Here is a 26,364-nt window from a genome sequence, read left to right as displayed (position 1 = left end):
CTCACAGACCCACCAGCCCTGGCAGCCCACCCAGATCGGGGATCTCGTTGACCTCATAATAGGCATTCATCGGCTCATGGCGGCGATTGACGAAGGCCTTGTCCTTGATGCCCAGGTCATAGGCGGTCATGAGGTCGTAGCGGAAGCTGGACGAGCAGTGCAGCACATCTTCAGGACCGCAGCCCAGCGTGTCGAACATATATTCGAATGCCTGCATGCGCGGCTTGTAGGCCTGGGCCTCCTCGGCGGTGCAGACGGTATGGAACGGCGCTTCAAGCTTTTCCACGCTGTAGGGGATCAGATCGACCATCGAATTCGACAGGATGACCAGCGGGATCTTCTCGCCCACGCGCTTGAGCGGCTCCACCACATCGGGGTGCGGATTCCAGGTCGGAATGGCGGCATAAAGCGCTTCGCCATCGGCATCGCGATATTCGGTGCCCGACCGCTTGCACGCGCGCTGCAACGCTTCGGCGACGACCTCGCGATAGGGCCGCCACGCGCCCAGCACGCCGTCCAGCCGATAGGCCGAGAAATAGTCGCAGAAATCCTCCAGGGCCCGTCCGGAAAGGCGGTCCGCATAAACCTGTCGCGCAACCGGCGCCATTTCAAAATTGATGAGGGTGCCATAGCAGTCAAAGGTGATGAACTTGGGCCTGAGAGTCGTCATGGAAACCCCTTCTACAAAAACGCTGAACCGTCCCGAACCGGGCGACGCGGTAGATCGTGCCGAGCGGCCTCCTAACAGCCATCGGTCGCTTCCCCCACGGATCGGCGGCACCGTCGCGCGGAGATTAGCGCTCGACTGCGACGCGATCCTGTTCTTCTTGGCTACGGCCGTGGCACAACCTGACCTATATCTGTCACATCACGGCAGGATATACCGCGCCCGCCGGGCGCGAATCACGGCTTCATCGCGATCAGATGACGTGCGATGCAGAGATCCTGCAGGGCGATGCCCGAACTGTCGAATATGGTGATCTGGTCGGCTGACGTGCGCCCCGGATCGCGACCCTGCAAAGCGTCGCCAATGGCGACGATGGCGCTGCGATCGCCGGCGAAATGTTGAAAGTCGCCCATGATGACCGACTGCGCCGGAAGGTCGCAATAGAGCGACGCTTGCTCGAACAGGGCAGGGGGAAGCTCCTGCTTGCCAGCAGCGTCCGATCCCATGCTGGCGACATGCGTGCCCGGACCTATCCAGCTCGCGTCGAACAAGGGCGCGCGCGCCGGCGTCGCCGTGACCACCATGTCGGCGCGGCGGCACGCCTCCTCCGCGCCCGCGCGGGCAGCCGCCAAGCCCTGTTCCTGCAACCGCGCGACGAACGCAGCGCCTTTGTCGGCGTCGCGCGCGACGACCAGTACCTCGGTGATCGGACGGACGCGGCGAAGGGCCATGACCTCGTAAAAGGCCTGGTTGCCGGCGCCGAAGATCGCAAGGGTGCTCGCGTCGGGACGCGCGAGCATGTCGGCCGCCACGGCGTCGGCCGCCGCGGTGCGATAGGCATTGACCAGCCCCGCCTCGATCACCCAGTCGATGCGTCCGACCTGTTGGTCGAACAGCAAGATCAGCGAATTATGTCGCGGCAGACCGAGGGCGTCGTTGTCGGCCCAGAAGGACCCGACCTTCAGCCCCGCGAAGGACCCGGTGGCGGCCGACTTGATCGAAAAGCGGTTGGTCTGCTTCGACCCGTGCGCGATGACGGCGGGGAAAAGCACGGCATCGTCGACCGCTGCGATCAACGCTTCGCGTGCCGCGGCATAGGCCATCTCGTGCGAGACAAGCGCGGCCGATTCCTGTTCGGACATGAAGTGAATGACGATTACCCCTATTTCCGTGAAGATGGTGTTCAGTCGCTGAACGTCACCGACGCTATCCGGAAGGACGTGCCGCATGACGCGCGGCATGTCCTTCCACCGATCATGTCCGTTCGAACAGCGTTTCGTAAAAGCCGTCGGTCTTGACCGTGATCGTCACGGGAACATCCTCGCGATTCTTCCAATACCAGCCATGGGTGCCGGCAAAGGGGGCGGTGAAGCTGCCTTGCGCGCCCTTGATGTCCTTCTGCTTCCAATAGTCGGTGAATTCGTCTTCCTTGCCGCCGATCGGTTCGCCATGCATGTCCGCGCGCACCGGGCCGGTCGCGGTCCAGCGGAAGTTGAACGTGTCGCCGACCTTCATCCGGGCTTTGATCTCCATCCCGCTGTGCGGGGCGAGCGTGATCGTTTTGGTGTCGCTCCGGAAGGCAGTGGCCTTGGCGATGCTCGCCTGCGTCTGGGGCGGCACCGTATAGGCCGCAGGAGCTGGCGGCGGCACGGCTGCTTCTGCGGGTTCCGCGGCATCCTGGTCCCCCGCCATCGCGGTAAGGCCGATCGCCCGGCCGACGCCCGTCACATCAACACCATATTCGGCGGGCAGCACGAACAGCAGCAGGATCGCCGCGCCGGCCACGCCGGCGGTGAGGGCCGCGCGCCAGAGGGTGGCGGGCTGCGCCCGATAGGGCGCCGCGACAGAGGCCGTGGCAGTCATAGGCTCTTCTCCATCATGAAGCCGGCGAACTGATAACCGGTCAGGACGATTCCGGCACACATCAGCGCGCTGTTGGCGATGACGACATTGCGCGTGAAACTGGGCGATCGCCGCCACAGGCCCATCAGGATCAGGATGACGCTGAGCGCCATGAACTGGCCCATCTCCACGCCCACATTGAAGCTGACGAGATTGGGGATCAACCCCTCGCGCGAGGCGATCAAGTCCTGAAGCTTGGTGGCAAGGCCGAACCCGTGAAAGAAGCCGAAGACCAGCACGGCCACCTTCTGATTGGGCTGAAAACCCAGCAACGTCGGAAAGGCGCCGAGGTTGTCGAGCGCCTTGTACACGACCGACAGCCCGATGATGGCATCGATCAGGAACGGATTGGCGTGAATGTTGAAAAAGACGCCCGCCAGCAGCGTCGTGCTGTGTCCCAGCGCGAACAGGGTCACATAGGTGCCGACATCCTTCAGCCGGTACAGGAAGAAGATGACGCCGAACAGGAACAGCAGATGATCATATCCCGTCACCATATGTTTGGCGCCGAGATACATATAGGGCACGATGTTCATGCCGGGATTGTTCTGGATGAAGGCCTTGTCACCCTCCGCCACGCCATGCGCCGCGGCGAGGTCGGTGAGACCTGTCGCAAGCGCGAGACCGGCTAGCCCCAATAGGGCGGCGCGTCGGCCGTTCATTTGATGGCGAAGGTCGCCGACTGGCGGGCCTGGGTCTGCTTGTTGATCACGAGCACGCCCACGCGGGCGCCGCTCGGGATCTGGGCACCCTTTGCAACGAACTGATTGCCCTTCGCCGCCACCAGCGGAACGTCGGTCTTTTTGCCGCCCGCCGTGACGATCAGCTTGCCGGTCATCAACGCGGCCGGCACTTCGTCACCATCCTCCATGATATAGAGGGATGCGCCGGCCGGCGTGCGGACCAGTTCGAAGATGGTCTCACCGACCTCTGCGACCTGGCCGCCGTGGCGCGGCTTGTCATCGCCATGAGCGAATGCGGGCGTGACGGCGAGCGCGGAGGCGATCGCGAAGGATAGGAACTTCATTGAGGATTCTCCCATTTTCGGCCAGGCTTATTCGGGTTTGTGAGGTAGCGTGAAAGCCAGTGTCGCGGTGTGCTCGTAGCGATCCGTCTTGGCCGGATTGTCGCTCGGCGTGACCAGGACCGCGCGGATGACGTTCAATCCCTGGTTGCGCACCGGGAACGTCACCGTGCCGTCAGCCCTGGTCTTGACTTCCACCGCATCGGGGTCGTTGACGAAGTCGTTGATCACTCCAGCCCCTGCCACGGGCTTGCCCATCCAGGTCACGCGATAGGTCAGCGGCTCGCCCAGCTTTTCGGGAATTTTGCCGACGGGAACGATCTGCAGCGCCTGTGCCGGTATCAGCGGCACCGGCTTGGTCAACGGACCCTGGATCGACACAGCATATTTGATCGTCGTCTCGGTCTTGGTCGAGTTCGGAACTTCTTCCCTGGTCTTTTTGACGATCTCGCCGCCGGGCACCCAGGACCAGGTGCCATTCTGAAGCACGGCGCTCACGATCGCCGGCGGCTCGTCGGTATCCACGACGACCAGCGGCCCATTGGTGCGCAGTTGCGCGCCGACCGGATTGAGGTCGGTGTCCCATGCCTGCACGCTTTCCATATTAGGCTGACGCTTGACGGATTCCAGATCGTCGGCGCCGACGCCATAGATGACGGCGATCTGCTTGGCGCGCTGGGCGAAGTAGATGCCGTGCGCCTGGACGATGGTCGGTGTGACAAGGGCGGCCGCCGCCGCAGTCGACCAGATGAGGGATTTCAGTTTCGCCACGCTTTTTCTCCTCCACGGTTGTGGGGTCGAGCCTATGGCGGGGGATCAGCAGGATTCACCAATTTAACACATGCTTCGGTATGTTACGCCGTATCCACCGGCTTCAGAAGCACGCGATGCAGCGGCCGCCGCGCCTTCTGCTACCGCGCCAATTCCTCTTCCGTCCGATGGCACAGGATGATGTTGCCGGCGGCCATCGACTGCAAGGGCGGCGCGAACGTGTCGCAACGTCCGCTTATCGCGACCGGGCAGCGCGGCAGGAACCGGCAAAGCACGGGCTGCTCGTTCATCCCGGCAAAAGGGGCGCTGTTCCGGAAGCTTTCGTCAGCCAGCCAGTCGGTCCGCATTTCCGGAACCGAGGAGATCAGCAGATCGGTATAGGGATGGAAGGGCGCTGTGGAATAGCTTTCGCATCGGCCGCTTTCCACCCGCGTACCCTTGTACAGGACCACGATATCGTCGCACAGGGCTTTGACCGTGGCGATGTCATGGCTGATGAACAGATAGGCGAGGCCAAGGTCGCGCCGCAGGTCCGCCAGTAGGTCGAGGATCGCGCCTCGAACCACCGTGTCGAGCGCCGATGTCACTTCGTCGCACAGAATGACGTCGGGTTCGGCTGCCAGCGCGCGCGCCAGATTGACGCGCTGCTTCTGCCCGCCCGACAATTCGCCGCACCGTCGATCGGCAACGCCTGCCGGCAAGCGGATCAGGTCGAGCAATTGCGCGACACGCCGGCCCGCTTCCGCGCCACTGACCCCATGATAGAAGCGCAGCACCCGCCCCAATATGTCGCCCACATTATGCGCCGGGTTGAGCGCGACATCGGCATTCTGGAACACGATCTGCACGCGGCGCAGCTGTTCGCGTGTCCGCCCCGACACCGTCTGCGCAAGCGCCTCTCCATCGAGCGTCACCTGACCGGCGGTCGGCGCGAGCAGACCGGCGACGACGCGCGCGACGGTCGACTTGCCCGATCCGGACTCGCCGATCACGCCGACCGCCGCGCCCCGGCCGATCGTCAGGCTGACGTCGCTCAAGACCGGATTGGCGGGGCGGCCTGCCTTGTCCACCGGACCGTAGCCGGCGAAGATGCCGTGGATCGCCAACAGCGGCTCTGGCGCGCGGGCAGCCGGAGCGGCCACCGCGACGACCGGATGCGCCGCCGCCATCAGCGTCTTGGTATAATCGTCGGTGGGTGCTTCCAATATGGTGCGGACGTCATTCTGCTCGCGCACCCGGCCGCGATTGAGCACCAGAATATGGTCCGCCATCTGTGCGACCACCGCCAGGTCGTGCGACACATATACCCCGGTCGCTCCCTGTTCGCGCACGACTCGGCGGAAGGCCTGAAGCACCTCCACCTGCGTCGTCACGTCCAGCGCGGTCGTGGGTTCGTCGAAGATCACCAGGTCCGGCTTGGTGATCAGCGCCATCGCCGCCATCAGCCGCTGAAGCTGCCCGCCCGACAGTTCGTGCGGATAGCGGCTGCCGATCGTCTCGGGATTGGGCAGTGCGAGCGCGCGGAAAAGTTCGACCGCTCGCTGCCGCGCCGTCGCTGGCGAGGCGGTGCGGTGGATCAGCGCGGGTTCGATCACCTGATCGATCACCCGCCGCGACGGGTTGAACGCCGCCGCGGCGCTCTGGGCGACATAGGTGATGCGATGGCCTCGCTGCGCGGCAAGCGACCGGGCGCCCACGCCATCAAGGGTCGCGTCGCCCACCCGAATGTCGCCGCTGATGGCTGCGCCGCCTCGACCATGGCCCATCAGCGACAGGGCGATCGTGGTCTTGCCTGAACCCGACTCGCCGATCAGCGCCAGCATTTGCCCCCGGGCGACATCGAAGGAGATGTCATCGACGATCCGCAGCGGCGCGCCATCGGGGCCGCGCACGGTGACGCAGAGATCGCGCACCTCGACATGGGCGTCCGCCATCACTTCACATTCCCCTGCGTGGCTGCATCGATCAGCAGGTTGACGCCCACCGTCAGGCTGGCGATCGCCACCGCCGGCGCCATGATGGCAAGCGCGCCCTCGGCCAGACCAGAAACATTTTCGCGCACGAGCGCCCCCAGGTCGGCCTCGGGCGGTTGCAGGCCGAGGCCCAGGAAGCTCAAGCCAGACAGCAGCAGCACGATGAAGACGAACCGCAATCCGATATCGGCGCATAGCGGCCGGATCATGTTCGGCAACATTTCGACCAGCGCGATGTGAATCCGCCCTTCGCCGCGCGCGCGCGCGACCTCCACATAATCGAGCCGGGCCAGCCCAACCGCGAGCGAACGCGCGATCCGGAAGTTACCTGGAACATAGGTAATCGCGACGATCAGCGTCAACAGCAGCACCGACGATCCGAAGGCCGCGACCAGCACCAGCGCGAATATCTTGCTGGGAATCGATATCAAGGTATCCATTGCGCGTGACAGGAGCTCGTCGAGCCAGCGCGGACCGACCGCCGCTGTCAAGGCCAGCCCGGTCCCGAGCGCGACCGCGATGGCGACCGCGATCGCGGACAGCCCCATGGTAAGGCGCGCCCCCACCAGCAGACGGCTTAGCACGTCGCGGCCCAGGAAATCGCTGCCGAACCAGAATTGGCTGGTCGAACCGGCGAAGACCTCTTCGCTGACGAACGCACCCGGCGGGTAGGGAGCGACAAGGGGGCCGAGGATCGCCGCGAGGATCCAGAAGCCGACAAGCGCAAGCCCGATCTTGCCCGAAAGGGGCAAGGCGCCGGCGCGGCGAAGGAGCGATCTTCGCTTCATCCCTGCCGCAACCTCGGATTGGCCAGGATCGCGACGGTGTCCGCGATCAGCACGAGCAGAAGATAGGCGGCGCAGAAGATCATCGCGCAGGCCTGAAGCAGGGGCATGTCGCGCGAAGTGACCGCGTTCACCATCAGGCTGGCGAGCCCGGGATAGCTGAAGATCGTTTCCACGATGATCGCACCTCCGAAAAGATAGGACAGGCTGAGCGCCATGGCATTGACGATGGGACCGACCGCATTGGGCAGGACATGGCGAAAGATCAGCCGGCTGCGCCCGACGCCCTTGAGCTGAGCCATTTCGACATAAGGGCGATCCAGTTCGGCGATGATGGCGGCGCGAACCATCCGTGCCAACTGCGCAACCACGCCAACCGTCAGAACCATGACCGGCATGGCATAGGCGCGGACGAATTCGGCCAGTGTCGGGTCCTTCGGAATGAGAGCGATCGACGGCAGCCAGAGCAGTTTGACGGCGAAAACCAGCACCGCGATCGTCGCCACCAGGAATTCGGGCAGCGCGACCATGGACAAGGTGAGGATGTTGAGCGCGCGGTCGAGCTTGCGTCCTCGAGCGACCGCCGACGCGATCCCGATCAGGAAGGCCAGCGGAACCGAGACGAGGGCGGCGAGCGCTGCGAGCGTCAGCGTGTTGGGCAAGCGTTCCGCGATGATGTCGGCGACCGGCTTGTTGGCGACGAGGGACTGGCCCGGATCGCCGACGAGAATGCCCTGGAGCCAGCGCGCGTAACGGACCGGGCCGGGCTGATCCAGGCCCATTTCATGGCGCAGCGCCGCCACCTGTTCGGGCGTGGCGCTCTGCCCCAGCACTTCCTGCGCGGCGTCGCCGGGCAGCAGCCCGCTGATCGTGAAGATGACCAGGGATACCAGGAACAGAGTGAGGAAGGCGAGCCCGATGCGCTTGACGATGAGCCTCAGCGGCCCCCGCCAGCGGGACAGGGCAGGCGCGCCGCTCATGCGTCCCACCATGCATGTTCGGCGAAGTTATAGCCCATGAAGGCGCCTAGAGGGATTGGGAACATGCCCTTGAGACGCCTGTCATACCCGTCGAGAAGGCTGATGAAGGTAGGAATGGCCAGCCCGCCATGCTCATGGATGATCCACTGCATATCGCCGTAAATCTCCTTGCGCAGCGCGGCGTCGGTCGTGCTCCGCGCTTCGAGCAACAGCCGGTCGAAGCGCGCGTTGTTCCACCCGGTTTCGTTCGTCGGTGCCTTGGACTGGAAGAACAGGCTGAACATCATGTCGGTCGTCGGCCGCTGGTTGGTGTTGCCGAACGTCATCGGGTGCCTCATCCAGTGGGTCGCCCAATAGCCGTCGCTGGGCACGCGATTGATGGCTAGCTTCAGGCCGATTTGCGCGGCGTGTTCCTGCAGCACTGTTCCCATGTCGATGGACGCATTGGCGACCGGCGCGGCATAGACCGGCAGTCGCACACCCAATAGACCGGATCGTTTGAGGAGGAACTTCGCCCGATCCGGGTCGAACGGGCGCTGTGGGATGTGGGGATTGAAATTGGGATCGGCGGGCGAGATCGGCTGGTCGTTCGCGATCGTGGCAAAGCCGCGGAACAGCGCGCGCTTGATCAGTTCGCGATCCTGCAGATATTTCATCGCCAATACGAAATCCGGGTTGGCGGTTACCGGATTGTCGCGGCGCATGATCAGGTTCGTGAACAGGCCCGAGGGGATTTCCATGATGGAATGGGTGGACGTGGCGCGCACGCGCTTGACCGAACCCGGACCGATGGCATTGACCATCTGCACATCGCCCGACAGCAACGCGTTGACGCGCGAGATTTCGTCGGGGATCGCGATCAGTTCGATCTCGTCGAGATAGGGTCGGCCCGGCTTCCAGTAATTGCGGTTCTTGCGCACGATGGTGCGAATGCCCGGCGCGAACTCATGCAGGGTGTAGGGCCCGGTGCCGTTCGCCTTGCTGAAATCGCGGCGGCCATTTTCCACGATCAGGAAATGCGACACGGCCAGGATCGCGGGCAGATCGGGATTGGGACCGGTCAGCCGCAATTGCAACTCGAGCGGCCCGGTCTGCCTCGCGCCGGCGAACTGGTCGGCGACCGTCTTCACCTTGGACCCCGCAGCCGGGTCGCGGTGGCGCAGCAGCGAAAAGATGACGTCCGCGGCCGTCAGCGGCTTGCCGTTGTGGAAATGCACGCCGCGACGCAGGCGGATATTCCACACGATATTGTCCTGGCTCACGATCCGGTCGGCCAGTCCCGGTTGACCGCGCAGCTGCCCGTCAAACTGTGTGAGGCCGCTGTAGAGCATGTAGTGCCGAATATAGTCGGTAGCAGTGCTGCCCTTGGCCGGGTCGAGCGTGTCGGCGGTGGAGGCATTGGTGCTGGCGATGCGGATGCGTCCGCCGGCCTTGGGTCTACCGGTCACTCCGCTCGCGCCGCCGACCGTCATCCCCGCAGCCAGTCCCCCCAGCAGCATCCGCCGGGACAGATCGGTGGAAATGACATTGGCCATGGATTGTCCCTGTTCCTTCATGTGAATGCACTAGGGCATGAATGGGGCGCTGCCGTCCCAAGCCTATCGCCATTTGCCATCGGTCTCTGCCGATTTGTCGCGGCGGTCCGGCATTGCCCGGCATCTTGTGCCGCTCGTCCGGCAGTTTGTGCGGCAGGTCGGGCGGCCGACTCGTCCTTGTCGGATGGTGGGTCGGCCGGCTGCCGGTCAGAAATATTTGAGCCAGGCGATATCCCGGCGGCGACGCTTCAGTCGCGCGAACCAGGCCGTCGGAATGTAGAGCGGCAGGATCATCGCGGCGTACCAGACGAACACCCAATTATAATTGTCGAACCCGAAATTCGCGCCGTGGTTGGGACCCCAGATCGCGAGCGCACTGTGGTAGAGGATACGCAGCACCGACAGGTGCAGCAGATAGAAGAACATGGGCGCGCCACCGAACACGGCCAGCGCGGCGATGAGCGACGAGTTCTTGATCCGCTCGAACAGCGCCAGCAACAACGCGCCGCCGCCCAGCGTGGGCAGCAGGAACAGCAGCGACGGCGGATATTTGGTCATCGAGATGAAGCTCACCAGCGTGCGCACCGGGTCCCCGTCGATCGCATGCCAGGGTTTGTCACCATAGATGTTGAGCAGGCGCAGAAGGATGAACGCCAGGATCATGCCAAAGCCCAGCAAGAGCAGGCGACGCTGGCGCGTGGCCGGGTCCACCTCCGGCCGGAACCAGGGCCCGATGCCGAAGCCCAGCGATATGACGCCCAGCCACGGCAGGAGCGGGTAGGTCGTCTTCGCCACGAAACCCAATGGCAGCAGGATTGTGTCACGCTGATGCAGCAATGCCCAGAGCGGGAAAAAACTATCGCCCTGTGCCAACCGGATCGGATCGAGCAGATTGTGGAAGCAGACAAGGGCGATGCCAAGGCCGATCAGCACCGGGCGCGGCAGTCGCATCAATCCGGCCAGAGCGATCATGCAGATGCCGATACACCAGATGACCTGGAGCCAGAATGTGGGCTGCGGCACGATTCCCCAGTAGAGCGGCGACAGGAACAAAAGCTCGATCGCGATGAGCAACAGGCCGCGCTTCACAAGGAAGCCGGTTGTTTCCCGCGCTGTGTGATGAATGCTGAACAGATAGACGCCAAGCCCCGTCAGGGCGACAAATATGGGTGCGCAGAAGCTGACGATGAACCGCGCGATACCCATTGCGGGCAAGCCCATGCGCGCGTCGAACGGGTCGGTAACGTTGACATAGACAAACCATGTCTCGCGCAGATGGTCGAGCAGCATCAGCACCATCACGAAACCTCGCAGGGCATCGATATTCTGGAGCCTTCCCGCCGCTGCGGCGGCCGGTGTCTTGGACGCGCTCATTCCGACCGCGCCATGTGTCATCGAAGCGTTGCTAGCCATGTCCCGTCCCCATCACCGATCAGCATCGATCCATGCCGATCATGATCATCTTACGAAGCGACGTGTATCGAGTTTCGCCGGGCATCGGCGCTTCCTGCCGGACCAGTCGCTTCAGATGAAAGATTATAGCGTCTTTGTGCTTCGGCATGCTCCCTGCCGACCAGAGTCGTCATTTTCCCGCCGCAAGGTGTCTCTCGACCAGCGCGACATGGAGCCTCACGCCCAGTTCCAGTACATCGTCGTTGAAGTCATAATGCGGATTATGCAGCGGGGCGGATCCTTCCGGCTTCGCCTGTCCCAGCCAGATATAAGCGCCCTTGCAGGCCTGCAGCATGAAAGCGAAATCCTCCGACGTGAAGGCGGGATCGGGGGCCAGCCGTGCTTCGCCCACGGTCGCAGCCGCTTCGAGCGCCTCCTGCGCGGCCTCGGCGTCGTTGATCGTCGCCGGATAATAGCGGTCATATGTCACCGTCGCGGTGACTTCCCCGGCCAGCCCCACGCCTGCCGCCATCTGGCGTATCGACGCTTCGATGCGATCCTGTATCTGGGGGTCGAAGGTGCGAACGGTGCCGGATATGATCACCGCCTCGGGTATGACATTATGCGTATGTCCACCATGAATCTGCGTGATCGAAAGGACGGCGGAGGCCGTCGGCGCGACCCGGCGCGACACGATGCCGTTCAATTGCTGCACCAATGCCGCCGCGGCAAGGATCGCGTCCGGCGTGTCCTGCGGAATGGCGGCGTGGCCGCCACGCCCTTCCAGCCTGATTTCGAACTTGTCGGCAGCGCCCATGATCGGACCGGGCCGGGTAGCGATGGTTCCGGCAGGAAGATCCGGCCAGTTGTGCACGGCAAAGACGCGATCGCAGGGAAAGCGGTCGAACAACCCTTCCCGCACCATTTCGCGCGCGCCGCCATGGCCTTCCTCGGCCGGCTGGAAGAAGAAATGGACCGTGCCGTCGAAGGTGCGGCTGCGGGCCAGATGCTGCGCCGCGCCCAGCAGCATGGCGACATGCCCGTCATGTCCGCAACCGTGGAAATGCCCGGGCGTACGACTGGCATAAGGAAGGTTTGTCTGTTCGTCGATCGGCAGCGCGTCCATATCCGCCCGCAGCCCGATGCAACGCGCCGAACTGCCATTGCGCAGCACGCCGACGACGCCCGTGCGCCCAATTCCCTCGTGCACCTCCAGTCCGAGAAGGCGCAGCTGCTCGGCGATCCGACCCGCCGTGCGATGCTCGCTGAAAGCCAGTTCCGGATGGGCGTGGATGTCCCGGCGAAAGGCGACGAGTGGTTCGATGAGGTCGGCAATGTCGGTCATGGATAGCGCTCCGCCCTATCGCTGTTCGCCAAACAGATGCTGAATGGGATAATGATGCTTGATGAAAGGAGACTTGATGACGACGTAGCTGAAATATTTCTCAATTCCATAGTCGCTTTCAAGCATATTCTCGATGATGGACTGATAATGGGCGACGCCGCGCGTCACGAATTTCAGAAGATAGTCGTAGCCGCCGCTCACAAGGTGACATTCGACGATCTCGTCGAGCTTGCGAATTCTTGCCTCGAACCTGGAAAAGTCGCCTGAACGATGCTCCGTCAGTGTGACTTCGGTAAACACGGTCAGAAATTCACCGAGTTTGTGGAGATTGATATGCGCGCCATAACCCGTGATATATCCGGCCTTCTCCAGCCGCTTGACGCGGGTCAGGCAGGGGCTGGGGGACAGGCCGACCGCGTCGGCCAGCTCGACATTGGTGACGCGGCCCGACTGCTGAAGCTGCGAGAGGATCTTGAGATCAATCCTGTCCAGTCTGGGTCCGCCCAACATGTTCCTAGCCCCCTTATGTCTTACCCGACAACCGCGCGAATATCCGCCTCTTCCAGCAGGTCGTCCAGCGTTTTGCGGATGCGCGCGAAGATCATGTCCATCTCCTCGTCCGACGCGCACAGCGCCGGGGCAAGGCCGATGATATTGTCGCCGAAGGCACGGAAAATGACGCCATTCTCATAGCCTTTGGCGAAAAGGCGATCGGGCAGTTTCAGGGCAGGATCGAACCGCTCCTTGTTGCCCTTGTCCGCCACCAGCTCGATCGCGCCGAGCAGGCCCCGGCCACGCGTATCGCCCACCATCGGATGATCGGCGATAGCCCTCAGCCCCGCTTCAAACCGCGCGCCGACCCTCTGGCCGTTCGCCAATATACCGCCTTCGGTGTAGAGGCGCAGCACCTCCAGCCCGACGGCCGCACTCACCGGATGGCCCGAATAGGTCGCCCCATGGCCGATCACCGCGTCAACCGCCGCGCCGTCTGCGATGCCCTGATAGACCTTGTCCGACATCAGTACCGCGCCCATCGGCACATAGCCGGAGGTCAGCCCCTTCGCGACCGTGATCAGATCGGGCGCGACGCCCTCCGCCTCGCAGGCGAACATCGGGCCGGTGCGTCCGAACGCCGTGATGACCTCGTCCGCCACCATCAAGATGCCGAGTTCGTCACATGTGGCGCGGATCGCCTTTAGCCAGCCGACCGGCGGCACGATCACGCCGCCAGACCCCTGGATCGGTTCGCAGAAGAAGGCCGCGACATTGTCCGCGCCCAGTTCGGCCACCTTGTCCTTCAGTTGCTGGACCGAGCGCGCGATGATGCCATCATCATCGCCTTCCAGGTCACTGCGATAGGGATAGGGGGAGGGGATATGATGCTGCCAGCGCAGCGGCAGGTCGAAATTGCGGTGGAAATTCGCAAGTGCGGTCAGCCCCGCCCCCGTGCTGGTCGAACCGTGATAGCCTCTGTCCAATGCGATGCACTGCTTTTTCGCCGGCTTGCCGATCGCGTTGTAATAATGGGTGATATAGCGGATCGCGGCATCGACCGCATCCGATCCGCCCAAGGTGAAATAGACATGATCCAGCCCCTCGGGGCTGAGGTCGACAAGTCGCTGCGCCAGCCGCGCAGCCGGTTCGTTGCCGAAATGGAAATAGCCGGTGGCGTAGGGCAGGCGACGCATCTGCTCTGCCGCGACCTCGACGATGCTGTCGTGGCCATAGCCCACATTGACGCACCACAGGCCTGCGAAGGCGTCCAGAAGTTCGCGCCCCTCCATGTCGGTCAGCCACATGCCCTTGCCGCTTTGCAGCATGGTCGCGCCTCGCGCTTCATGCGCACGGAAGGATGTGACGGGATGGATCAGATGGTCGCGGTCGATGTCGAGCAACGACCGGTTGGAATGGAGCGTCATGAGTGGGCTCGCTGTTGTGATCATGGTCCAAGCCTAGCCGCATGCGGCGGAGCGAAAGGCCGATGTGCGCCGGGCAGCGACCCGTACTCGCCCTTTAGGCGGGAGCCGGCGGCATAATCTGCCGCCGGCTGGACATGGCGCTTGGCGGCCGCTTCAGCCGATCGCGTCCGCGATCGCCCTGCCGCATTGTTCGGTCGTGGCCTTGCCCTTGAGGTCTCCCGTGCGCAGCGCCGGCTCGGCAAGCACCGTCTCGACGGCCCGCATGATCGCGCCAGCGGCCTCCACCTCGCCCAGATGCTCGAGCATCATGGCAGCGGACCATATCTGGCCGACGGGATTGGCGATGCCCCTCCCGGCGATGTCGGGCGCCGATCCATGGACCGGTTCGAACAGGGATGGCGCGGTGCGATCGGGATTGATGTTGCCGGACGGCGCCACGCCGATGGTGCCGGTGCAGGCCGGGCCCAGATCGGAAAGGATGTCGCCGAACAGGTTGGATGCCACGACCACATCGAACCGGTCGGGGTTCAGCACGAACTGCGCGGTCAAAATGTCGATATGATATTTATCGTGCGCGACGGTCGGGTAGTTTTTCGCCATTTCCTCGACCCGCTCATCCCACCAGGGCATGGTGATGGCGATGCCGTTGGACTTTGTTGCGGAAGTCAGATGCTTGCGCTCACGCGTCGCAGCCAGTTCGAAGGCGTAGCGCAGCACTCGGTCGGTGCCGTGGCGGGTCATGACCGTCTCCTGGATCACCACCTCCCGATCGGTGCCGGAAAACATCTTGCCGCCCACCGAACTATATTCGCCCTCGGTATTTTCCCGCACGACCCAGAAATCGATATCGCCCGGCTCGCGCCCGGCAAGCGGGCACGGCACGCCGGGCATCAGCCGCACCGGGCGCAGATTGACATATTGATCATATTCACGCCGAAACTGGAGCAGCGATCCCCAGAGCGAGACATGGTCGGGCACGATGTCGGGCCAGCCCACCGCGCCGAAGAAGATCGCATCGGGATTGCCGATCTGCGCCTTCCAGTCCTCCGGCATCATGACGCCATGCCGGGCATAATAGTCACAGCAGGCGAAATCCTGCCATTTCTGCTCGATGGTAAAGCCATAGAGGCTTGCCGCGCGTTCGAGCACGCGGATGCCCTCGGGCATGACTTCCTTGCCGATGCCGTCGCCTGGAATGACGGAAATGGAGTAGGTGCGCGTCACGAAATCCCCCTAGATGTCCGGATTACAGTTTGAGACCGCCGATGTGGAACGCCTTGGTCTCAAGATATTCCTCGATCCCCGCATGGGCGCCCTCCCGGCCCAGGCCGGATTGTTTGATCCCGCCAAAGGGCGCCATTTCCATCGCCATGCCGCCCGTGTTCAGAACGACCATGCCCGCTTCCAGCCGCTCGCCCACGCGGAAGGCGCGGTGAAGATTTTCCGTGTAGAAATAGCTGGCAAGGCCAAAGCTGGTGTCGTTGGCTAGCGCGATCCCCTCCGCCTCGTCATGAAAGCGGAAAAGAGGAGCGACCGGTCCAAAGGTTTCCTCGCGGGCGAGGCGCATGTCGCGGGTGGCGCCGGTCAGGATCACGGGGGTAGCGAAGCGTTCCCCCGTCGCGCCTTCGGGCGCCTTGGCGAAGATGCTCGCTCCATGGGAAAGCGCATCCTCGACATGCGCGTGCACCTTGTCGACGGCCGCCCGGTTGATGAGCGGGCCGATGGTGCTGCCGTCCCGATCGCCCGGCGCGACTTTGAGCGCTGAAACCGCCTTCGCCAGCTTCTGCGCAAAGGCGTCATAGACGCCGTCCTGCACGAGGATACGGTTGGCGCACACGCAGGTCTGGCCAGCGTTGCGGAACTTGCTCGCCATGGTCGCGTCCACCGCCAGGTCCAGGTCGGCGTCGTCGAACACGATCAGCGGCGCGTTGCCGCCAAGCTCGAGACTGAGGCGCTTGATGGTGTCGGCACTCTGTCGCATCAGCAGCGCGCCTACCCGGGTCGATCCGGTGAAGGACAATTTGCGTACGGTCTCGCTGCCGGTCAGCACGCTTCCGATGAGGGCGGCCTGACCTGTGACGATGTTGATGACGCCTTTGGGGAAACCCGCCTGCTCGGCCAGCTTGACCAGCGCCAGCGCGCTGAACGGCGTCAGTTCGGATGGCTTCACGACGACCGGGCAGCCGGCCGCCAGCGCTGGCGCGCACTTGCGCGTGATCATGGCGGAAGGAAAATTCCAGGGCGTGATCGCCGCCGACACGCCGACCGGTTCCTTCATCACCAGGATGCGGCGATTGGCTTCGGGCGCGGGAATCATGCTGCCATCGATGCGCCGGCCTTCCTCGGCGAACCATTTGACGAAGCTTGCGGCATAACGGATTTCGCCCTCTGCCTCCGCCTTGGGCTTGCCTTGCTCTGCGGTCATGATGCGGCCGAGATCAGCGACATTGTCCATCATCAGCGTGTACCAACGCTCCAGCAGCGCCGCCCGTTCGCCGGCCGTCTTCGCGCGCCATGCCGGCCAGGCCGCCTCCGCCGCGTCGATCGCGGCCTGTGTGTCGGCTTCGCTGCAATCGGGGATCGTGCCGATGACCGCGCCGGTCGCCGGATTGTCGACGTCCATCGTCGCGCCGGATCGCGCGCCCGTCCATTCGCCGTCGATATGGACGTGCTGGACGAAAAGGTCAGGATTGTTGAGTGAAATAGTCATCCGAGGGCCTGCGTCGTGAGAGTGAAAATCCGGGCCGAAGGGTCGGTCTTGGGCGGCCGACCACGCACCATGCGCGTCACCTCCGCAACCCGAGGCAGCCCGAGTTCCTCGAGCCAGTCGCCAAGGCCGCTTTCCGCCGGTATGTCGATGCGACAGAAGATGCCGGCATTGGACCCCAGCCAGTGGGAGATAAGCGCCTTCGCTCCGCCGCTATCCGGCGCGATCGTCGGGCCCACGACATGACCCCGGCCGAAGCGGCGGAACAGTGAAAAGCCGACCGGTTCATTGTCGCGGGTAAGCACCACCCCCTGCGCACCGGGGACCAGCGCATTCAGCAATGCGTTGCGGTCCATCCCGGTGGCGCGGCGGGCAAGATCGTGCAGAGTGGGCATGTCCTTGGCTCCCAGCGGACGCACCCGTTCAGCTGGAATGAGTTCGGCGATCGGCACGGCGAAGGCGGCGCCCTGATGCTGGAACACCGGCCCGGCAGCTTCAAATCCCATTTCGGCGTAAAGCGGCTTCCCCTCGGCCGTGGCGTTGAGCAAGATCGTGCGTTCGCCCAGGTCGCTCAGCACCGCGTCCATCAACTGCCGGTCGATGCCGGATTCGCGCACTTCCGGCGAGACGGTGACCATCCCCAATGTCGCGGCGTCGGCGCCATAGAGCCACGCCATGGCCGTGCCTACGATGCCGTCCTCGCTTTCCGCGACATAGCCGAAGCCAAGACTCAGCAGAATCTCCCAATCCTCGACGCGGTGTGGCCATCTCTGAGCCTTGGAAAGCGACTGCGCGGCGGGCAGATCGTCCACCGTCATCCGTCGCAACGTCGCCATCGTACCTACGCTTGTCGCCATGCCGTCGCTCCCTGGCGGATGAAACACCCGCCTGATGCTTGTCCAGAAACCGACATGTAGTCACCCTGGCTAGCATTGGCTGCTGCCTTCGCCTTTTTTTCGAAAGATTATCGCGCGTAATTCCCCGTCGTGCCTGCACAAAATGCCGCGTCTTGCCCGGAATCGAAGATGAATGGCCGAACCGTGGGGTAGCAGGAACGCCTCTGCCCACGACGCTGCGATCGGGCGAAATTGCAATGTTGTGAACCGACGGGCCTTTCGATCAATGTGTCGACAGGCAGGGTGAAGCATCCCTGGTCCCCCTCCTTCTGCCTTCGGGCAAGAACAATGGTGGCCATTCCGGAGGGTTGGAGAAGAGCCCATGAACGACGGCCATGAATGGGATGCCGTGAGGAGAGACCTTTCTCGACCCGCTCTAGCCCGCGCCGCGGCGGTGAGCCAGAGGTCGGCTTTCTGCCGGAGATCATCGAACCAGTCGCGCGACATCTTCTCGACCGCGTCGCACAACATGGTCACTGCCGCCTTGATCGCCTGCGGATCATCGCTTCTGGTGTCGTACACCGCTGAGTAGCGCGCCTCGACACAAGCGCGCGCCGCGAGCTCGAGACGCTGATGATGGATCTTTATCGCCTCGACCAAGCCTTGACCAGCCGCGTCTTCTGGTCGTCGGCGGGCGAACGCTAAAACTTCAGACTACGCGAACGCGAGACATATTGGCAGCGCACGAGAAGATAGAAGATATTGGCGCCACTGTGGCGCTGCAACATCATGCGACGCCGGGTCAGCGAGAAGAGTCCACGAATCAGTTCAGGGCCTTGTTTGGACGAATATGATGTGGTCGATACTCGCCTCCATTAGCGATCGTTCTTTAACAGCGGGACTGACGTTAAGCGCCATTTCGCGGGTCGAAGGCCCTCAACCAAAGCGTCATCATGGGGGCGTTGCGGGGCAGGCTGTGCGAAAACTATCCGTTACGCCTCACCAGTTTGGGTCCGCTTTCGGCCGTTCATCCCTCAACAGCCGGATCAGCCGCCCTGACAGCCCCAAATTGGTGTGGACGATGCTCATGACCTTTGATTCAAGGCCGTTCACACTCGGCGAAAATTAGGAGGCCCGGGCAGCCAGGCCTCCCGATAATCAATAATCCATCGCCGGCGCTGGCGCGGTCTTCTCCTCCTTCGGCAGCTCGGCAACGAGCGCCTCCGTCGTGATGAGCAGCGAGGCGACCGAGGCGGCATCCTGAAGGGCGGTACGCACCACCTTGGCCGGATCGATCACGCCCGCCTGGACGAGATCCTGATATTCGGCGGTGGCGGCATTGAAGCCCCAGTTGTACTCGGAGCTTTCGAGCAGCTTTCCGACGATATAGGCCCCATCCTCGCCGGCATTTTCGGCGATCTGCCGCGCAGGCGCGCGGAGCGCCCGGCGGATGATGTCGATGCCGGACTGCTGGTCGTCATTGGCGGCCTTGAGACCGTCGAGCGCCTTGATCGCGCGGAGCAGCGCGATACCGCCACCCGGCAGGATGCCTTCCTCGACAGCGGCGCGCGTCGCATGGAGCGCGTCGTCGACGCGGTCCTTCTTCTCCTTGACCTCGACCTCGGTTGCGCCCCCGACCCGGATCACCGCGACGCCGCCGGCGAGCTTCGCCACGCGCTCCTGCAGCTTCTCGCGGTCATAGTCGGACGTGGTGGTCTCGATCTGCTGGCGCAGCTGCGCAACGCGGCCGTCGATATCGGTCTTTTGACCCACGCCATCGATGATCGTCGTATTGTCCTTGTCGATCGTGACCTTCTTGGCGCGGCCAAGCATGTCGACGGTGACATTCTCCAGCTTGATGCCAAGATCCTCGGAGACGACATTGCCGCCGGTCAGGATCGCGATATCCTCGAGCATCGCCTTGCGGCGATCGCCGAAGCCCGGCGCCTTGACCGCCGCGATCTTGAGCCCGCCGCGCAGCTTGTTGACGACCAGCGTAGCGAGCGCCTCGCCTTCGACATCCTCGGCGATGATGAGCAGCGGTCGGCCGGACTGGACGACCTTCTCGAGCAGCGGCACCAGCGCCTGCAGGTTTGAAAGCTTCTTCTCGTGGATGAGGATATAAGGATCGTCCAGCTCGACCTTGAGCTTCTCGGCATTGGTGATGAAATAGGGCGACAGATAGCCGCGGTCGAACTGCATGCCTTCGACCGTCTCCAGCTCGGTCTCGAGGCTCTTCGCCTCCTCGACCGTGATCACGCCCTCGTTCCCGACCTTTTCCATCGCTTCGGCAAGGATGCGTCCGACCTCCGCGTCGCCGTTGGCCGAGATGGTCGCGACCTGTGCGATCTCGCTGTTGGCGCCGACCTTCTTGGCATGGCTCTTGAGATCCTCGACGACGGCGCCGACCGCAAGGTCGATGCCGCGCTTGAGATCCATCGGATTCATTCCGGCGGCAACCGCCTTCGCGCCCTCGCGCACGATTGCCTGGGCCAGCACGGTTGCCGTGGTCGTGCCGTCGCCGGCCTTGTCGTTCTGCTTATTGGCGACCTCGCGCAGCATCTGCGCGCCCATATTCTCGAACTTGTCGGCGAGTTCGATTTCCTTGGCGACGGTGACGCCGTCCTTGGTGATGCGAGGCGCCCCGAACGACTTCTCGATAACGACATTGCGGCCTTTCGGACCAAGCGTCACCTTCACGGCGTTCGCCAGCGTATCCACGCCGCGCAGCATGCGGTCACGCGCGTCCGACGCAAATTTCACTTCCTTGGCAGCCATCTGCCAGCTCCTTTCTTCAATTCCTTCCTGGTGATTAGAGGAATGACAGGCTGGCTCAGGCCGCCTGCTTCAGAGGCACGACAGTGTCGATCACGCCGAGAATGTCGCTCTCCTTCATGATGAGCAAATCCTCGCCACCGATCTTGACCTCGGTGCCCGACCATTTGCCGAACAGGATGCGGTCGCCGGCCTTGACGGACAGCTCGACGAACTGACCGCTGTCGTCACGCGCGCCGGGCCCGACGGCGACGATTTCGCCTTCCTGCGGCTTTTCCTTGGCCGTGTCGGGAATGATGATGCCGCCCGAGGTCTTCTCCTCGGCTTCGATGCGGCGGACGACCACACGGTCGTGCAAGGGGCGGAAATGCATGCATAACCTCCAGATGCAAAACAGAATGGGACAAGCCTGCCGTTCATCGGAACGACAGGTTTGCAAGAACTAGGTAAAGAGATTTTTCCGATCAAGAGATGGAATGAAATTTTTTGGCACTCGCTTCCCCGGAGTGCCAATTCAGCCATTTTCAGCACCATGTGCCCACATCTTCCCTCTTGACGCGACTCAAGGTGTCACCAAATCTTCTCCCGTCTGCGTTACCACCGCGCGCATGAGAAAGGAGCGACACAAGGAAAGGAGTCACGGCCATGTCGCAGCCATTTTCCCGATTTCTGCACCCGTTTGACGTTGCGCACCATCCAAGTCTCGAACCCGAAGTAAAGCGGGCCATCCTCGCCTCCTGGGCGTTCGACCGCTCCGCGGTGAAGGACCAGCCAGCGCTGCGCAAGCCGCCCGGTGCCAGACGCGCCGTGCCGATCGACGAGGTCTTCGCCGCCATGCGCTCGCTCGATAAAGCGCGGACGGACGGCCGCTCGCTGCAATGACCGATCGCGGCTTTATCGCACAGCTGGAGGGCTACGGTCTCACGACCGCCGAGATCCATTATTACCGGCCCGATGCGCCGTCGCTTCTCCAGCTGTTCGTCTGGCAGGAATATGATCTCGCGCCTGATTTCCCCGTGCTGTTCGATTTCCTCGACCATTGGCGGCGCGAGATCGAGGCAGCGCTCCATTCGGTTCGGATCGCCCACGGCCGACTGATCGGACCCAGGGAATGGCGCGCGGTCGATGGTATCATCCCGCTCCCATGACGCCGGTCTTGCCGAGCGCTGGCGCAAGCGGGGCGGACGGACGGTGCGCCTCGTCCTCGCCTTCGACCACATCATGGAGTTCGCGCTCGCGCTGCTGTCGGCACCGCCGGACGAGCTGGAAGCGTTGGGCTGGAGCTTTGCCGATCGCAAGCGGCTCCTCGATCACTTCCTGCGATCCGGCAAGGCGGCTGAGCATATTCCCCCGGATGCACTGGGGCAAAGTCTGATCACGCTGCGGTTGCCGCGGCGGGATTTGGCACTGCTGCAGCGCTTCGCCCGCCGTGAGCTGCCAAGGCAGCTTCCAATGCCGCCATGCTCGACCGGGTGCTTCGGGTGCTCGATCAGGCCGCATAGTGGGTGATTCAGCCGACAAGGAAGGGCGCGGCCGCGAGGCCATCGAAGATGAACTGGACGGCGAGTCCGGCGAGAAGCACGCCGGAGAGGCGGCCCACCACGTCGGCACCGGTGCTGCCGAGCAGCAGGACGAGACGGTCTGCGGTGAGCATCGCCAGCCAGGTCAGCACCATGCAGGCGATGATCATCGCGAGCACGCCGCTCCCCTCGATCCAGCCCTCGGTGCGGCCCATGACCAGTACGGCGGCCGAAAGGCTGCCCGGACCCGCAATCAACGGAAACGCCAGCGGGAAGACCGCGATGTCGCCGGGCCCCTCGGCTTCCCGGCGCTCGCCCTCGCTGATCGACGAGAGTCCCGGGCTCGAGAAGGTGAGCGTCATTGCCTGGAGGAACAGCAGCACGCCGCCCGCCACGCGGAATGCCGGTAGCGAAATATGCAGGAGCGAGAGAACCGTGCCGCCCGCCACTGCGAAAAGCAGCAAGACGCCAGAGGCGATTATGACCGATCGGGCGGCGAGGCTGATCCGCTCGCTGCGATGAATCCCAGCCGTCAGGCCGGCGAAGACCACCGCCGTTTCGATCGGACCGATCGTGACGAGCAGGGTGATGAAGCTCGAGAGGATACCGGCTGTTACGTGCATGAGCTAAGCAACTGCAGACTCGTAAAGGGAGCGGCGCCAGCGGCGCTCCCCTATGATACAGGCGACTTTGAACAACCTCCCGCGTTGACCATCAGCAGATTGCGTCATGTTCGGCGCAGCGCGTCGGTCCGGTCCGGATGGACGACCGTTGCCGACGGCGCTTCGCGGCAATCACCTGAACTGTTCGACACGACCCTGGGTTGCCGGCCCGAGCCGAGCGAGGTGGCCCGTACGCTTCGGCTGCACGTGCTTCCGCCATTGATCGTCGAGACAAAACTGTAGCTGACGGTGCCCGGAGGCAGGCTGCGCAGCGCCGTCAAGTCGATCTTCCCATCATCGGCGATCGCCGGGAGCGGCAATGCGTGGACCTGGCGCATCATCAGGTCGCTTTGCCGGTCCAAGTCGGCCGCGATCCGATCGAACAGGGCGAATGGAGCCGCCTCGAACGGATCGAACCAGGCGATCGGCGCCAGGCTGGAGGCTGGCGCGAACGTGACTTTCGGCGCCACATTACCCTGATATTCTATGCGGGCTACCGTGCCGTCCGGTAGGCCGACCTTCATCACATGACGGTCGTGGCTCGCCGCCAGCGCGGTGCCCATGACGGCGACCGCCGCCACCCCAGCCAGGACGGCTGCACGAATTTTTCGCATCAATCGTCTCCTCTGATCATGGTGAATGTGAAAATGCCATTCCGCCGCCGCCAACCGCTGTTCCCAGGCTTTGGGTGCCCTCAAGCACGGCCGCATACCGGCTGCAGCATCGCGCGTGCGGACCTGTGGGCCAGCAGCACAACTTCGGCAGGGCTTGATCGGTGAGCCGGGGCTGCATGGAACGGCCCGATCGTGCCACTCCACGAACCTCGAAGGACACGCCTTCGCGCCGACAATAGCGCACGGCCACTTCTAGGTCGGGAAAGCGGAGTTCGATCTGCGCAAGCGGATCGCCTCCTCCTGCCCATCCCATCAGCGAATCGGCGCGCGAGCCCCAGCGCTCGGCGAAGCGCAGCCGCCACATGCTCCTTGGACGCGACCGGACTGGTTGACCGCGATCGGCACCGGCTCGATGATCGCCGAGGCATCCTGCGGTAGCGCGCTTGCGCGGCTTGGGCCAGAACCATGATTGTCGTTGGCGGCACGGCTCTCCGGCTCGGGCGGAACGTCCTGCGGCTGGAGGGTCGGCCCGGGGCTAAAGCCCCGGGCCGCGCCGTCATGCGGCCCTCGCATTGATCGGAATGCGGCGGACATTCTCATTCGCCGCCTCCGACTTTGGCAGGGTGACGGTCAGCACGCCATTTTTGAAGGTCGCGCTCGCCTTTTCCTGTTCGACGCCACGCGGAAGGCCGATCCGCCGTTCGAAGCGTCCATAGCTGCGCTCGCTGTAGCCGCGGTCCTTGTCTTCGACCTCGGATTTCTTCTCGCCGCGCAGCGTCAGCACGCCTTCCTCAACGGTGATGTCGAGGTCCTTCTCATCGAGGCCGGGGAGTTCGGCCGTGACGCGGATGTTCTTTTCGGTCTCGCCGAGCTCGACATTGGGCCACGACAGGCTGCCGTCGAACGCGCCGAGTGACGGCACGCCGAAACCGCGGAAGACGTCGTCGAACAGCCGGTTCACCTCGCGGTGAAGCGACAGCAACGGGTGGTCGCTCCGGTCGCGCTCGGCGCTGACCGTGGCGGGGAGCCGGTTCTCCTGCCGGCTCCAGGGGATCAGATCACGAAAAGCCATGATGTCATCTCCTTTTCTGGCTAGAGAGTTGAGTGAATCCCGCCGCCCGCGAGGGCGGCGGGAGGAAGTCGGGATTAGGCCGACTCGAGACTCTTCTCCTTCGTCGCCTCGATCCAAGTCTGGGTCGGCGTGTTCCCGCTGATCTCGATCTTGCGCGGCTTCATCGCTTCGGGGAGCACGCGCTGCAGGTCGATCCTCAGCATGCCATTGTCGAAGCTGGCCGAGCGAACCTCGACGAAGTCGGCCAGCTGGAACCGCCGCTCGAAGGGCTGGGCCGCGATGCCGCGATGCACATACTGCCCCTTGTCTTCGGCGCGCTTGCCGGTGATGGTCAGCTGGTTCTGCTGCGCCACGATCTCGATCTCGTCGGGACGGAAGCCGGGGACCGCGAGCGTGATGCGGTAACTGTCCTCGCCCTGCCGCTCGATATCGAAAGGCGGATAGCCATCGTCTTCGCGCATGCCCGATTCGAGCAGGTTGAAGAGGCGGTCAAAGCCGACCGTGGAGCGCCTGTAGGGCGCAAAGTCAAAACTGGTTCTCATTTCCAAATCCTCCTGATTGAGCAATTTGGGCATGAGACGCGCCGGAGAGAGCCGGCGCTCTCCATGTCCAACCGGACCCGGTTATCAGCGTCCGGCAAGAGAAAAGTTAGGAAGGGGGGAAAGGGTTTCAAGAGGGAATTTTCGACTGGCCCGCTCCTCTGTGCGGTCCGCCGTTCGGCAGTCCGGCGAGGGGCCTCCGGCTCTTGAAATCCTCACGACCAGAACGAGACAATCGGTGCGGACGGGGCCCCTCTGACGGTGGCTGTTCAGCCCCCGTGATGTCGGACCGCATCGATTGCGCTCGGTGCAGGATCGCAGGCTTCATGCCGAAGCCGCCGAGTGCCTCATCAATTTGGAAACAATGGAGTGAGGCATGAACAGACCATTTGACCCTATCACGTACCCGCCACCGTCATCGGAGCGTGCGGCAGGCGCAGCCGTCTACGACGAGGGCCTTCGCCGGCCCATGCCCGGCGTCTATCGCAACATGGCGGGCTACGCACGCGCGCCGAAGCTGCCGTCTTACAACCTTCAAAGGGTGGTCGATGTGAAGAGTGGCCTCATCATCCATCACGACGCGTTCAACGACGCGAACGACAGCCATTTCCTCCACCCGGTATCGTTGGCGGCCAAAGATGTCCTGGACGCTGACGAATTGTACGTTTTGGCCGACGGCGGTTACCCCAACGCCGAGGAGGTTGCCCGCTGCGAGTCCGAGGCGATCATCGTGTCCGCACCGATCAAGCGCGGCGCGATGAATACGGAGCACTTCCGGCAGACTCAATTCGTTTATGATGACGAAAGCGACACGATCAGGTGCCCAGCCGGTCAAACTTTACGCCGGTCCGGCAAGCGCACTCGCAACCGCGCGATTCGATACCGGACATCAGCGTGCAAGAGCTGCGCCCTGAAGCCTCGCTGCACGCCAGGCGTCCAACGCACGATCCATCGACTATTCGATCAGAGCGCGTTCGATCGGATGGAGGCGCGGATCTATGCCGATCCCAGCCTGATGCGAACCAGGCGATGTACGGTCGAACATCCGTTCGGAACCATCAAACGAATGTCTGGTGGGGGTAGGTTCCTCACCAGAGGATTGCGGAGAGTGAAGGCGGAAGCGGCGCTGTCGGTGCTGGCCTTCAACATGATCCGCGTAGTGAACACTGTCGGAACCGGAGCATTGGTCCGGCCGAGCTGAACGGAGTCGCGCCGCTTCGAGACTGAAGGGCCCGGCTCGCGGCACCGCCGGCGTGGCGAGTTTCTGCACAGCCTGGGGGCTGAGCCCGCCCGCAGAAGGGGCGGCCGAGACTCTGCGGCTCGGCGGCAGGGGGAAGGCTTTCCCC

28 protein-coding genes are annotated in these 26,364 nt (G+C 63.5%); 4 read left to right on the top strand and 24 right to left on the bottom strand.

The features are described from left to right. Position 1: 1 nt before the first annotated feature. From TZ53_RS01890 to groES, 19 genes are all read right to left on the bottom strand, one after another. Positions 2-670: a haloacid dehalogenase type II gene (locus TZ53_RS01890; protein WP_044660245.1), complete on the bottom strand. Its 669-nt coding sequence runs from the start codon at positions 668-670 to the stop codon at positions 2-4. Positions 671-903: 233 nt separating this feature from the next. Then, entirely contained in the window at positions 904-1,896 is a 993-nt protein-coding gene (locus tag TZ53_RS01885) for an ornithine cyclodeaminase family protein (protein WP_238320097.1), read from the bottom strand. A 25-nt stretch (positions 1,897-1,921) separates the two neighbouring features. Next, positions 1,922-2,530, bottom strand: coding sequence for a hypothetical protein (locus tag TZ53_RS01880; protein WP_044660244.1), 609 nt, complete (start codon positions 2,528-2,530; stop codon positions 1,922-1,924). Continuing rightward, positions 2,527-3,231 carry a HupE/UreJ family protein gene (locus TZ53_RS01875; protein ID WP_025548334.1) on the bottom strand — a complete coding sequence of 235 codons (705 nt, stop codon included), beginning with the start codon at positions 3,229-3,231 and terminating at the stop codon, positions 2,527-2,529. Before TZ53_RS01875 ends, TZ53_RS01880 begins: the two co-directional genes overlap by 4 nt. Beyond that, the gene (locus TZ53_RS01870; protein WP_044660243.1) at positions 3,228-3,596 is read right to left on the bottom strand and encodes a hypothetical protein; all 369 of its coding nucleotides are present in this window, start codon (positions 3,594-3,596) and stop codon (positions 3,228-3,230) included. Before TZ53_RS01870 ends, TZ53_RS01875 begins: the two co-directional genes overlap by 4 nt. 27 nt (positions 3,597-3,623) lie before the next feature. Beyond that, positions 3,624-4,364, bottom strand: a complete 741-nt coding sequence (locus TZ53_RS01865; protein ID WP_238320096.1) for a DUF4198 domain-containing protein — start codon at positions 4,362-4,364, stop codon at positions 3,624-3,626. Between the two features lie 140 nt (positions 4,365-4,504). Then, positions 4,505-6,298, bottom strand: coding sequence for an ABC transporter ATP-binding protein (locus TZ53_RS01860; RefSeq protein ID WP_172668292.1), 1,794 nt, complete (start codon positions 6,296-6,298; stop codon positions 4,505-4,507). Beyond that, positions 6,298-7,125 carry an ABC transporter permease gene (locus TZ53_RS01855; RefSeq protein WP_025548329.1) on the bottom strand — a complete coding sequence of 276 codons (828 nt, stop codon included), beginning with the start codon at positions 7,123-7,125 and terminating at the stop codon, positions 6,298-6,300. The genes TZ53_RS01860 and TZ53_RS01855 overlap by 1 nt, the downstream gene beginning before the upstream one ends. Continuing rightward, positions 7,122-8,114, bottom strand: coding sequence for an ABC transporter permease (locus TZ53_RS01850; protein ID WP_044660241.1), 993 nt, complete (start codon positions 8,112-8,114; stop codon positions 7,122-7,124). The genes TZ53_RS01855 and TZ53_RS01850 overlap by 4 nt, the downstream gene beginning before the upstream one ends. Beyond that, complete coding sequence (locus TZ53_RS01845; protein WP_238320095.1) at positions 8,099-9,658, bottom strand: ABC transporter substrate-binding protein; 1,560 nt, start codon at positions 9,656-9,658, stop codon at positions 8,099-8,101. The genes TZ53_RS01850 and TZ53_RS01845 overlap by 16 nt, the downstream gene beginning before the upstream one ends. 186 nt (positions 9,659-9,844) lie before the next feature. After that, positions 9,845-11,050 carry a DUF1624 domain-containing protein gene (locus tag TZ53_RS01840; protein WP_172668291.1) on the bottom strand — a complete coding sequence of 402 codons (1,206 nt, stop codon included), beginning with the start codon at positions 11,048-11,050 and terminating at the stop codon, positions 9,845-9,847. Between the two features lie 169 nt (positions 11,051-11,219). Continuing rightward, positions 11,220-12,374, bottom strand: coding sequence for a M20 aminoacylase family protein (locus tag TZ53_RS01835; protein ID WP_044660238.1), 1,155 nt, complete (start codon positions 12,372-12,374; stop codon positions 11,220-11,222). 15 nt (positions 12,375-12,389) lie between these two features. Beyond that, positions 12,390-12,884 (bottom strand): Lrp/AsnC family transcriptional regulator, encoded by a 495-nt coding sequence (locus TZ53_RS01830; protein ID WP_025548322.1) that lies wholly within the window; start codon positions 12,882-12,884, stop codon positions 12,390-12,392. A 20-nt stretch (positions 12,885-12,904) separates the two neighbouring features. Then, entirely contained in the window at positions 12,905-14,293 is a 1,389-nt protein-coding gene (locus TZ53_RS01825) for an aspartate aminotransferase family protein (protein ID WP_044660237.1), read from the bottom strand. Positions 14,294-14,446: 153 nt separating this feature from the next. After that, a complete protein-coding gene (locus tag TZ53_RS01820) occupies positions 14,447-15,517 on the bottom strand; it encodes a tartrate dehydrogenase (RefSeq protein WP_044660236.1) in 1,071 nt (356 codons plus the stop codon). Between the two features lie 22 nt (positions 15,518-15,539). Then, positions 15,540-17,003, bottom strand: a complete 1,464-nt coding sequence (locus tag TZ53_RS01815; RefSeq protein WP_044660235.1) for an NAD-dependent succinate-semialdehyde dehydrogenase — start codon at positions 17,001-17,003, stop codon at positions 15,540-15,542. Continuing rightward, complete coding sequence (locus TZ53_RS01810; protein ID WP_044660234.1) at positions 17,000-17,857, bottom strand: GNAT family N-acetyltransferase; 858 nt, start codon at positions 17,855-17,857, stop codon at positions 17,000-17,002. The genes TZ53_RS01815 and TZ53_RS01810 overlap by 4 nt, the downstream gene beginning before the upstream one ends. A gap of 1,137 nt (positions 17,858-18,994) precedes the next feature. After that, a complete protein-coding gene (gene groL / locus TZ53_RS01805; RefSeq protein ID WP_025548312.1) occupies positions 18,995-20,614 on the bottom strand; it encodes a chaperonin GroEL in 1,620 nt (539 codons plus the stop codon). A gap of 55 nt (positions 20,615-20,669) precedes the next feature. Then, complete coding sequence (gene groES / locus TZ53_RS01800; protein ID WP_025548310.1) at positions 20,670-20,984, bottom strand: co-chaperone GroES; 315 nt, start codon at positions 20,982-20,984, stop codon at positions 20,670-20,672. Positions 20,985-21,256: 272 nt separating this feature from the next. Here groES and TZ53_RS01795 point away from each other — a divergent pair, with 272 nt between their 5' ends. From TZ53_RS01795 to TZ53_RS01785, 3 genes are read left to right on the top strand one after another with little or no spacing between them, the layout of a single operon-like run. Next, positions 21,257-21,493: a hypothetical protein gene (locus tag TZ53_RS01795; protein WP_044660233.1), complete on the top strand. Its 237-nt coding sequence runs from the start codon at positions 21,257-21,259 to the stop codon at positions 21,491-21,493. Next, on the top strand, positions 21,490-21,759 hold the full coding sequence (locus tag TZ53_RS01790; protein ID WP_025548307.1) for an usg protein: 270 nt from the start codon (positions 21,490-21,492) through the stop codon (positions 21,757-21,759). The genes TZ53_RS01795 and TZ53_RS01790 overlap by 4 nt, the downstream gene beginning before the upstream one ends. Before the next feature lie 43 nt (positions 21,760-21,802). Further along, the gene (locus TZ53_RS01785) at positions 21,803-22,120 is read left to right on the top strand and encodes a hypothetical protein (protein ID WP_238320094.1); all 318 of its coding nucleotides are present in this window, start codon (positions 21,803-21,805) and stop codon (positions 22,118-22,120) included. Position 22,121: 1 nt separating this feature from the next. On the opposite strand, the gene TZ53_RS01780 is transcribed toward TZ53_RS01785, so the two are convergent. The 5 genes from TZ53_RS01780 to TZ53_RS01765 all read right to left on the bottom strand — a co-directional run bounded on the left by TZ53_RS01780 (position 22,122) and on the right by TZ53_RS01765 (position 25,021). Beyond that, positions 22,122-22,754, bottom strand: coding sequence for a MarC family protein (locus tag TZ53_RS01780; RefSeq protein ID WP_044660232.1), 633 nt, complete (start codon positions 22,752-22,754; stop codon positions 22,122-22,124). Positions 22,755-22,858: 104 nt separating this feature from the next. Then, positions 22,859-23,407 (bottom strand): hypothetical protein, encoded by a 549-nt coding sequence (locus TZ53_RS01775; RefSeq protein ID WP_044660231.1) that lies wholly within the window; start codon positions 23,405-23,407, stop codon positions 22,859-22,861. Between the two features lie 16 nt (positions 23,408-23,423). Beyond that, positions 23,424-23,771, bottom strand: a complete 348-nt coding sequence (locus tag TZ53_RS25855) for an NADH dehydrogenase ubiquinone Fe-S protein 4 (RefSeq protein ID WP_048577277.1) — start codon at positions 23,769-23,771, stop codon at positions 23,424-23,426. A 192-nt stretch (positions 23,772-23,963) separates the two neighbouring features. Continuing rightward, positions 23,964-24,479: an Hsp20/alpha crystallin family protein gene (locus tag TZ53_RS01770; protein ID WP_044660230.1), complete on the bottom strand. Its 516-nt coding sequence runs from the start codon at positions 24,477-24,479 to the stop codon at positions 23,964-23,966. A gap of 74 nt (positions 24,480-24,553) precedes the next feature. Further along, entirely contained in the window at positions 24,554-25,021 is a 468-nt protein-coding gene (locus TZ53_RS01765; protein ID WP_044662782.1) for an Hsp20 family protein, read from the bottom strand. A gap of 466 nt (positions 25,022-25,487) precedes the next feature. Between TZ53_RS01765 and TZ53_RS01760 the strand changes: the two genes are divergently transcribed. Further along, the gene (locus tag TZ53_RS01760; protein ID WP_238320093.1) at positions 25,488-26,219 is read left to right on the top strand and encodes a transposase; all 732 of its coding nucleotides are present in this window, start codon (positions 25,488-25,490) and stop codon (positions 26,217-26,219) included. The last annotated feature ends 145 nt before the right edge of the window (positions 26,220-26,364 follow it).

The organism is Sphingobium sp. YBL2, from assembly GCF_000943805.1.
GTDB lineage: Bacteria > Pseudomonadota > Alphaproteobacteria > Sphingomonadales > Sphingomonadaceae > Sphingobium > Sphingobium fuliginis.
Note: the sequence above shows the minus strand (reverse complement) of the source record. Positions and strands in the feature narration are given on the sequence as shown.

What these genes read in the sequence shown, in the direction of transcription:
- TZ53_RS01845 (WP_238320095.1), bottom strand. Translation starts at nt 9,658, where the DNA reads ATGAAGGAACAGGGACAATCCATGGCCAATGTCATTTCCACCGATCTG.
- TZ53_RS01830 (WP_025548322.1), bottom strand. Translation starts at nt 12,884, where the DNA reads ATGTTGGGCGGACCCAGACTGGACAGGATTGATCTCAAGATCCTCTCG.
- TZ53_RS01880 (WP_044660244.1), bottom strand. Translation starts at nt 2,530, where the DNA reads ATGACTGCCACGGCCTCTGTCGCGGCGCCCTATCGGGCGCAGCCCGCC.
- TZ53_RS01890 (WP_044660245.1), bottom strand. Translation starts at nt 670, where the DNA reads ATGACGACTCTCAGGCCCAAGTTCATCACCTTTGACTGCTATGGCACC.
- TZ53_RS01815 (WP_044660235.1), bottom strand. Translation starts at nt 17,003, where the DNA reads ATGACTATTTCACTCAACAATCCTGACCTTTTCGTCCAGCACGTCCAT.
- TZ53_RS01825 (WP_044660237.1), bottom strand. Translation starts at nt 14,293, where the DNA reads ATGACGCTCCATTCCAACCGGTCGTTGCTCGACATCGACCGCGACCAT.
- TZ53_RS01775 (WP_044660231.1), bottom strand. Translation starts at nt 23,407, where the DNA reads ATGCGAAAAATTCGTGCAGCCGTCCTGGCTGGGGTGGCGGCGGTCGCC.
- TZ53_RS01885 (WP_238320097.1), bottom strand. Translation starts at nt 1,896, where the DNA reads ATGCGGCACGTCCTTCCGGATAGCGTCGGTGACGTTCAGCGACTGAAC.
- TZ53_RS01765 (WP_044662782.1), bottom strand. Translation starts at nt 25,021, where the DNA reads ATGAGAACCAGTTTTGACTTTGCGCCCTACAGGCGCTCCACGGTCGGC.
- TZ53_RS01760 (WP_238320093.1), top strand. Translation starts at nt 25,488, where the DNA reads ATGCCCGGCGTCTATCGCAACATGGCGGGCTACGCACGCGCGCCGAAG.
- TZ53_RS01875 (WP_025548334.1), bottom strand. Translation starts at nt 3,231, where the DNA reads ATGAACGGCCGACGCGCCGCCCTATTGGGGCTAGCCGGTCTCGCGCTT.
- TZ53_RS01855 (WP_025548329.1), bottom strand. Translation starts at nt 7,125, where the DNA reads ATGAAGCGAAGATCGCTCCTTCGCCGCGCCGGCGCCTTGCCCCTTTCG.
- TZ53_RS01850 (WP_044660241.1), bottom strand. Translation starts at nt 8,114, where the DNA reads ATGGTGGGACGCATGAGCGGCGCGCCTGCCCTGTCCCGCTGGCGGGGG.
- TZ53_RS25855 (WP_048577277.1), bottom strand. Translation starts at nt 23,771, where the DNA reads ATGTGGCGGCTGCGCTTCGCCGAGCGCTGGGGCTCGCGCGCCGATTCG.
- groES (WP_025548310.1), bottom strand. Translation starts at nt 20,984, where the DNA reads ATGCATTTCCGCCCCTTGCACGACCGTGTGGTCGTCCGCCGCATCGAA.
- TZ53_RS01835 (WP_044660238.1), bottom strand. Translation starts at nt 12,374, where the DNA reads ATGACCGACATTGCCGACCTCATCGAACCACTCGTCGCCTTTCGCCGG.
- TZ53_RS01795 (WP_044660233.1), top strand. Translation starts at nt 21,257, where the DNA reads ATGTCGCAGCCATTTTCCCGATTTCTGCACCCGTTTGACGTTGCGCAC.
- TZ53_RS01840 (WP_172668291.1), bottom strand. Translation starts at nt 11,050, where the DNA reads ATGGCTAGCAACGCTTCGATGACACATGGCGCGGTCGGAATGAGCGCG.
- groL (WP_025548312.1), bottom strand. Translation starts at nt 20,614, where the DNA reads ATGGCTGCCAAGGAAGTGAAATTTGCGTCGGACGCGCGTGACCGCATG.
- TZ53_RS01810 (WP_044660234.1), bottom strand. Translation starts at nt 17,857, where the DNA reads ATGGCGACAAGCGTAGGTACGATGGCGACGTTGCGACGGATGACGGTG.
- TZ53_RS01790 (WP_025548307.1), top strand. Translation starts at nt 21,490, where the DNA reads ATGACCGATCGCGGCTTTATCGCACAGCTGGAGGGCTACGGTCTCACG.
- TZ53_RS01770 (WP_044660230.1), bottom strand. Translation starts at nt 24,479, where the DNA reads ATGGCTTTTCGTGATCTGATCCCCTGGAGCCGGCAGGAGAACCGGCTC.
- TZ53_RS01870 (WP_044660243.1), bottom strand. Translation starts at nt 3,596, where the DNA reads ATGAAGTTCCTATCCTTCGCGATCGCCTCCGCGCTCGCCGTCACGCCC.
- TZ53_RS01780 (WP_044660232.1), bottom strand. Translation starts at nt 22,754, where the DNA reads ATGCACGTAACAGCCGGTATCCTCTCGAGCTTCATCACCCTGCTCGTC.
- TZ53_RS01860 (WP_172668292.1), bottom strand. Translation starts at nt 6,298, where the DNA reads ATGGCGGACGCCCATGTCGAGGTGCGCGATCTCTGCGTCACCGTGCGC.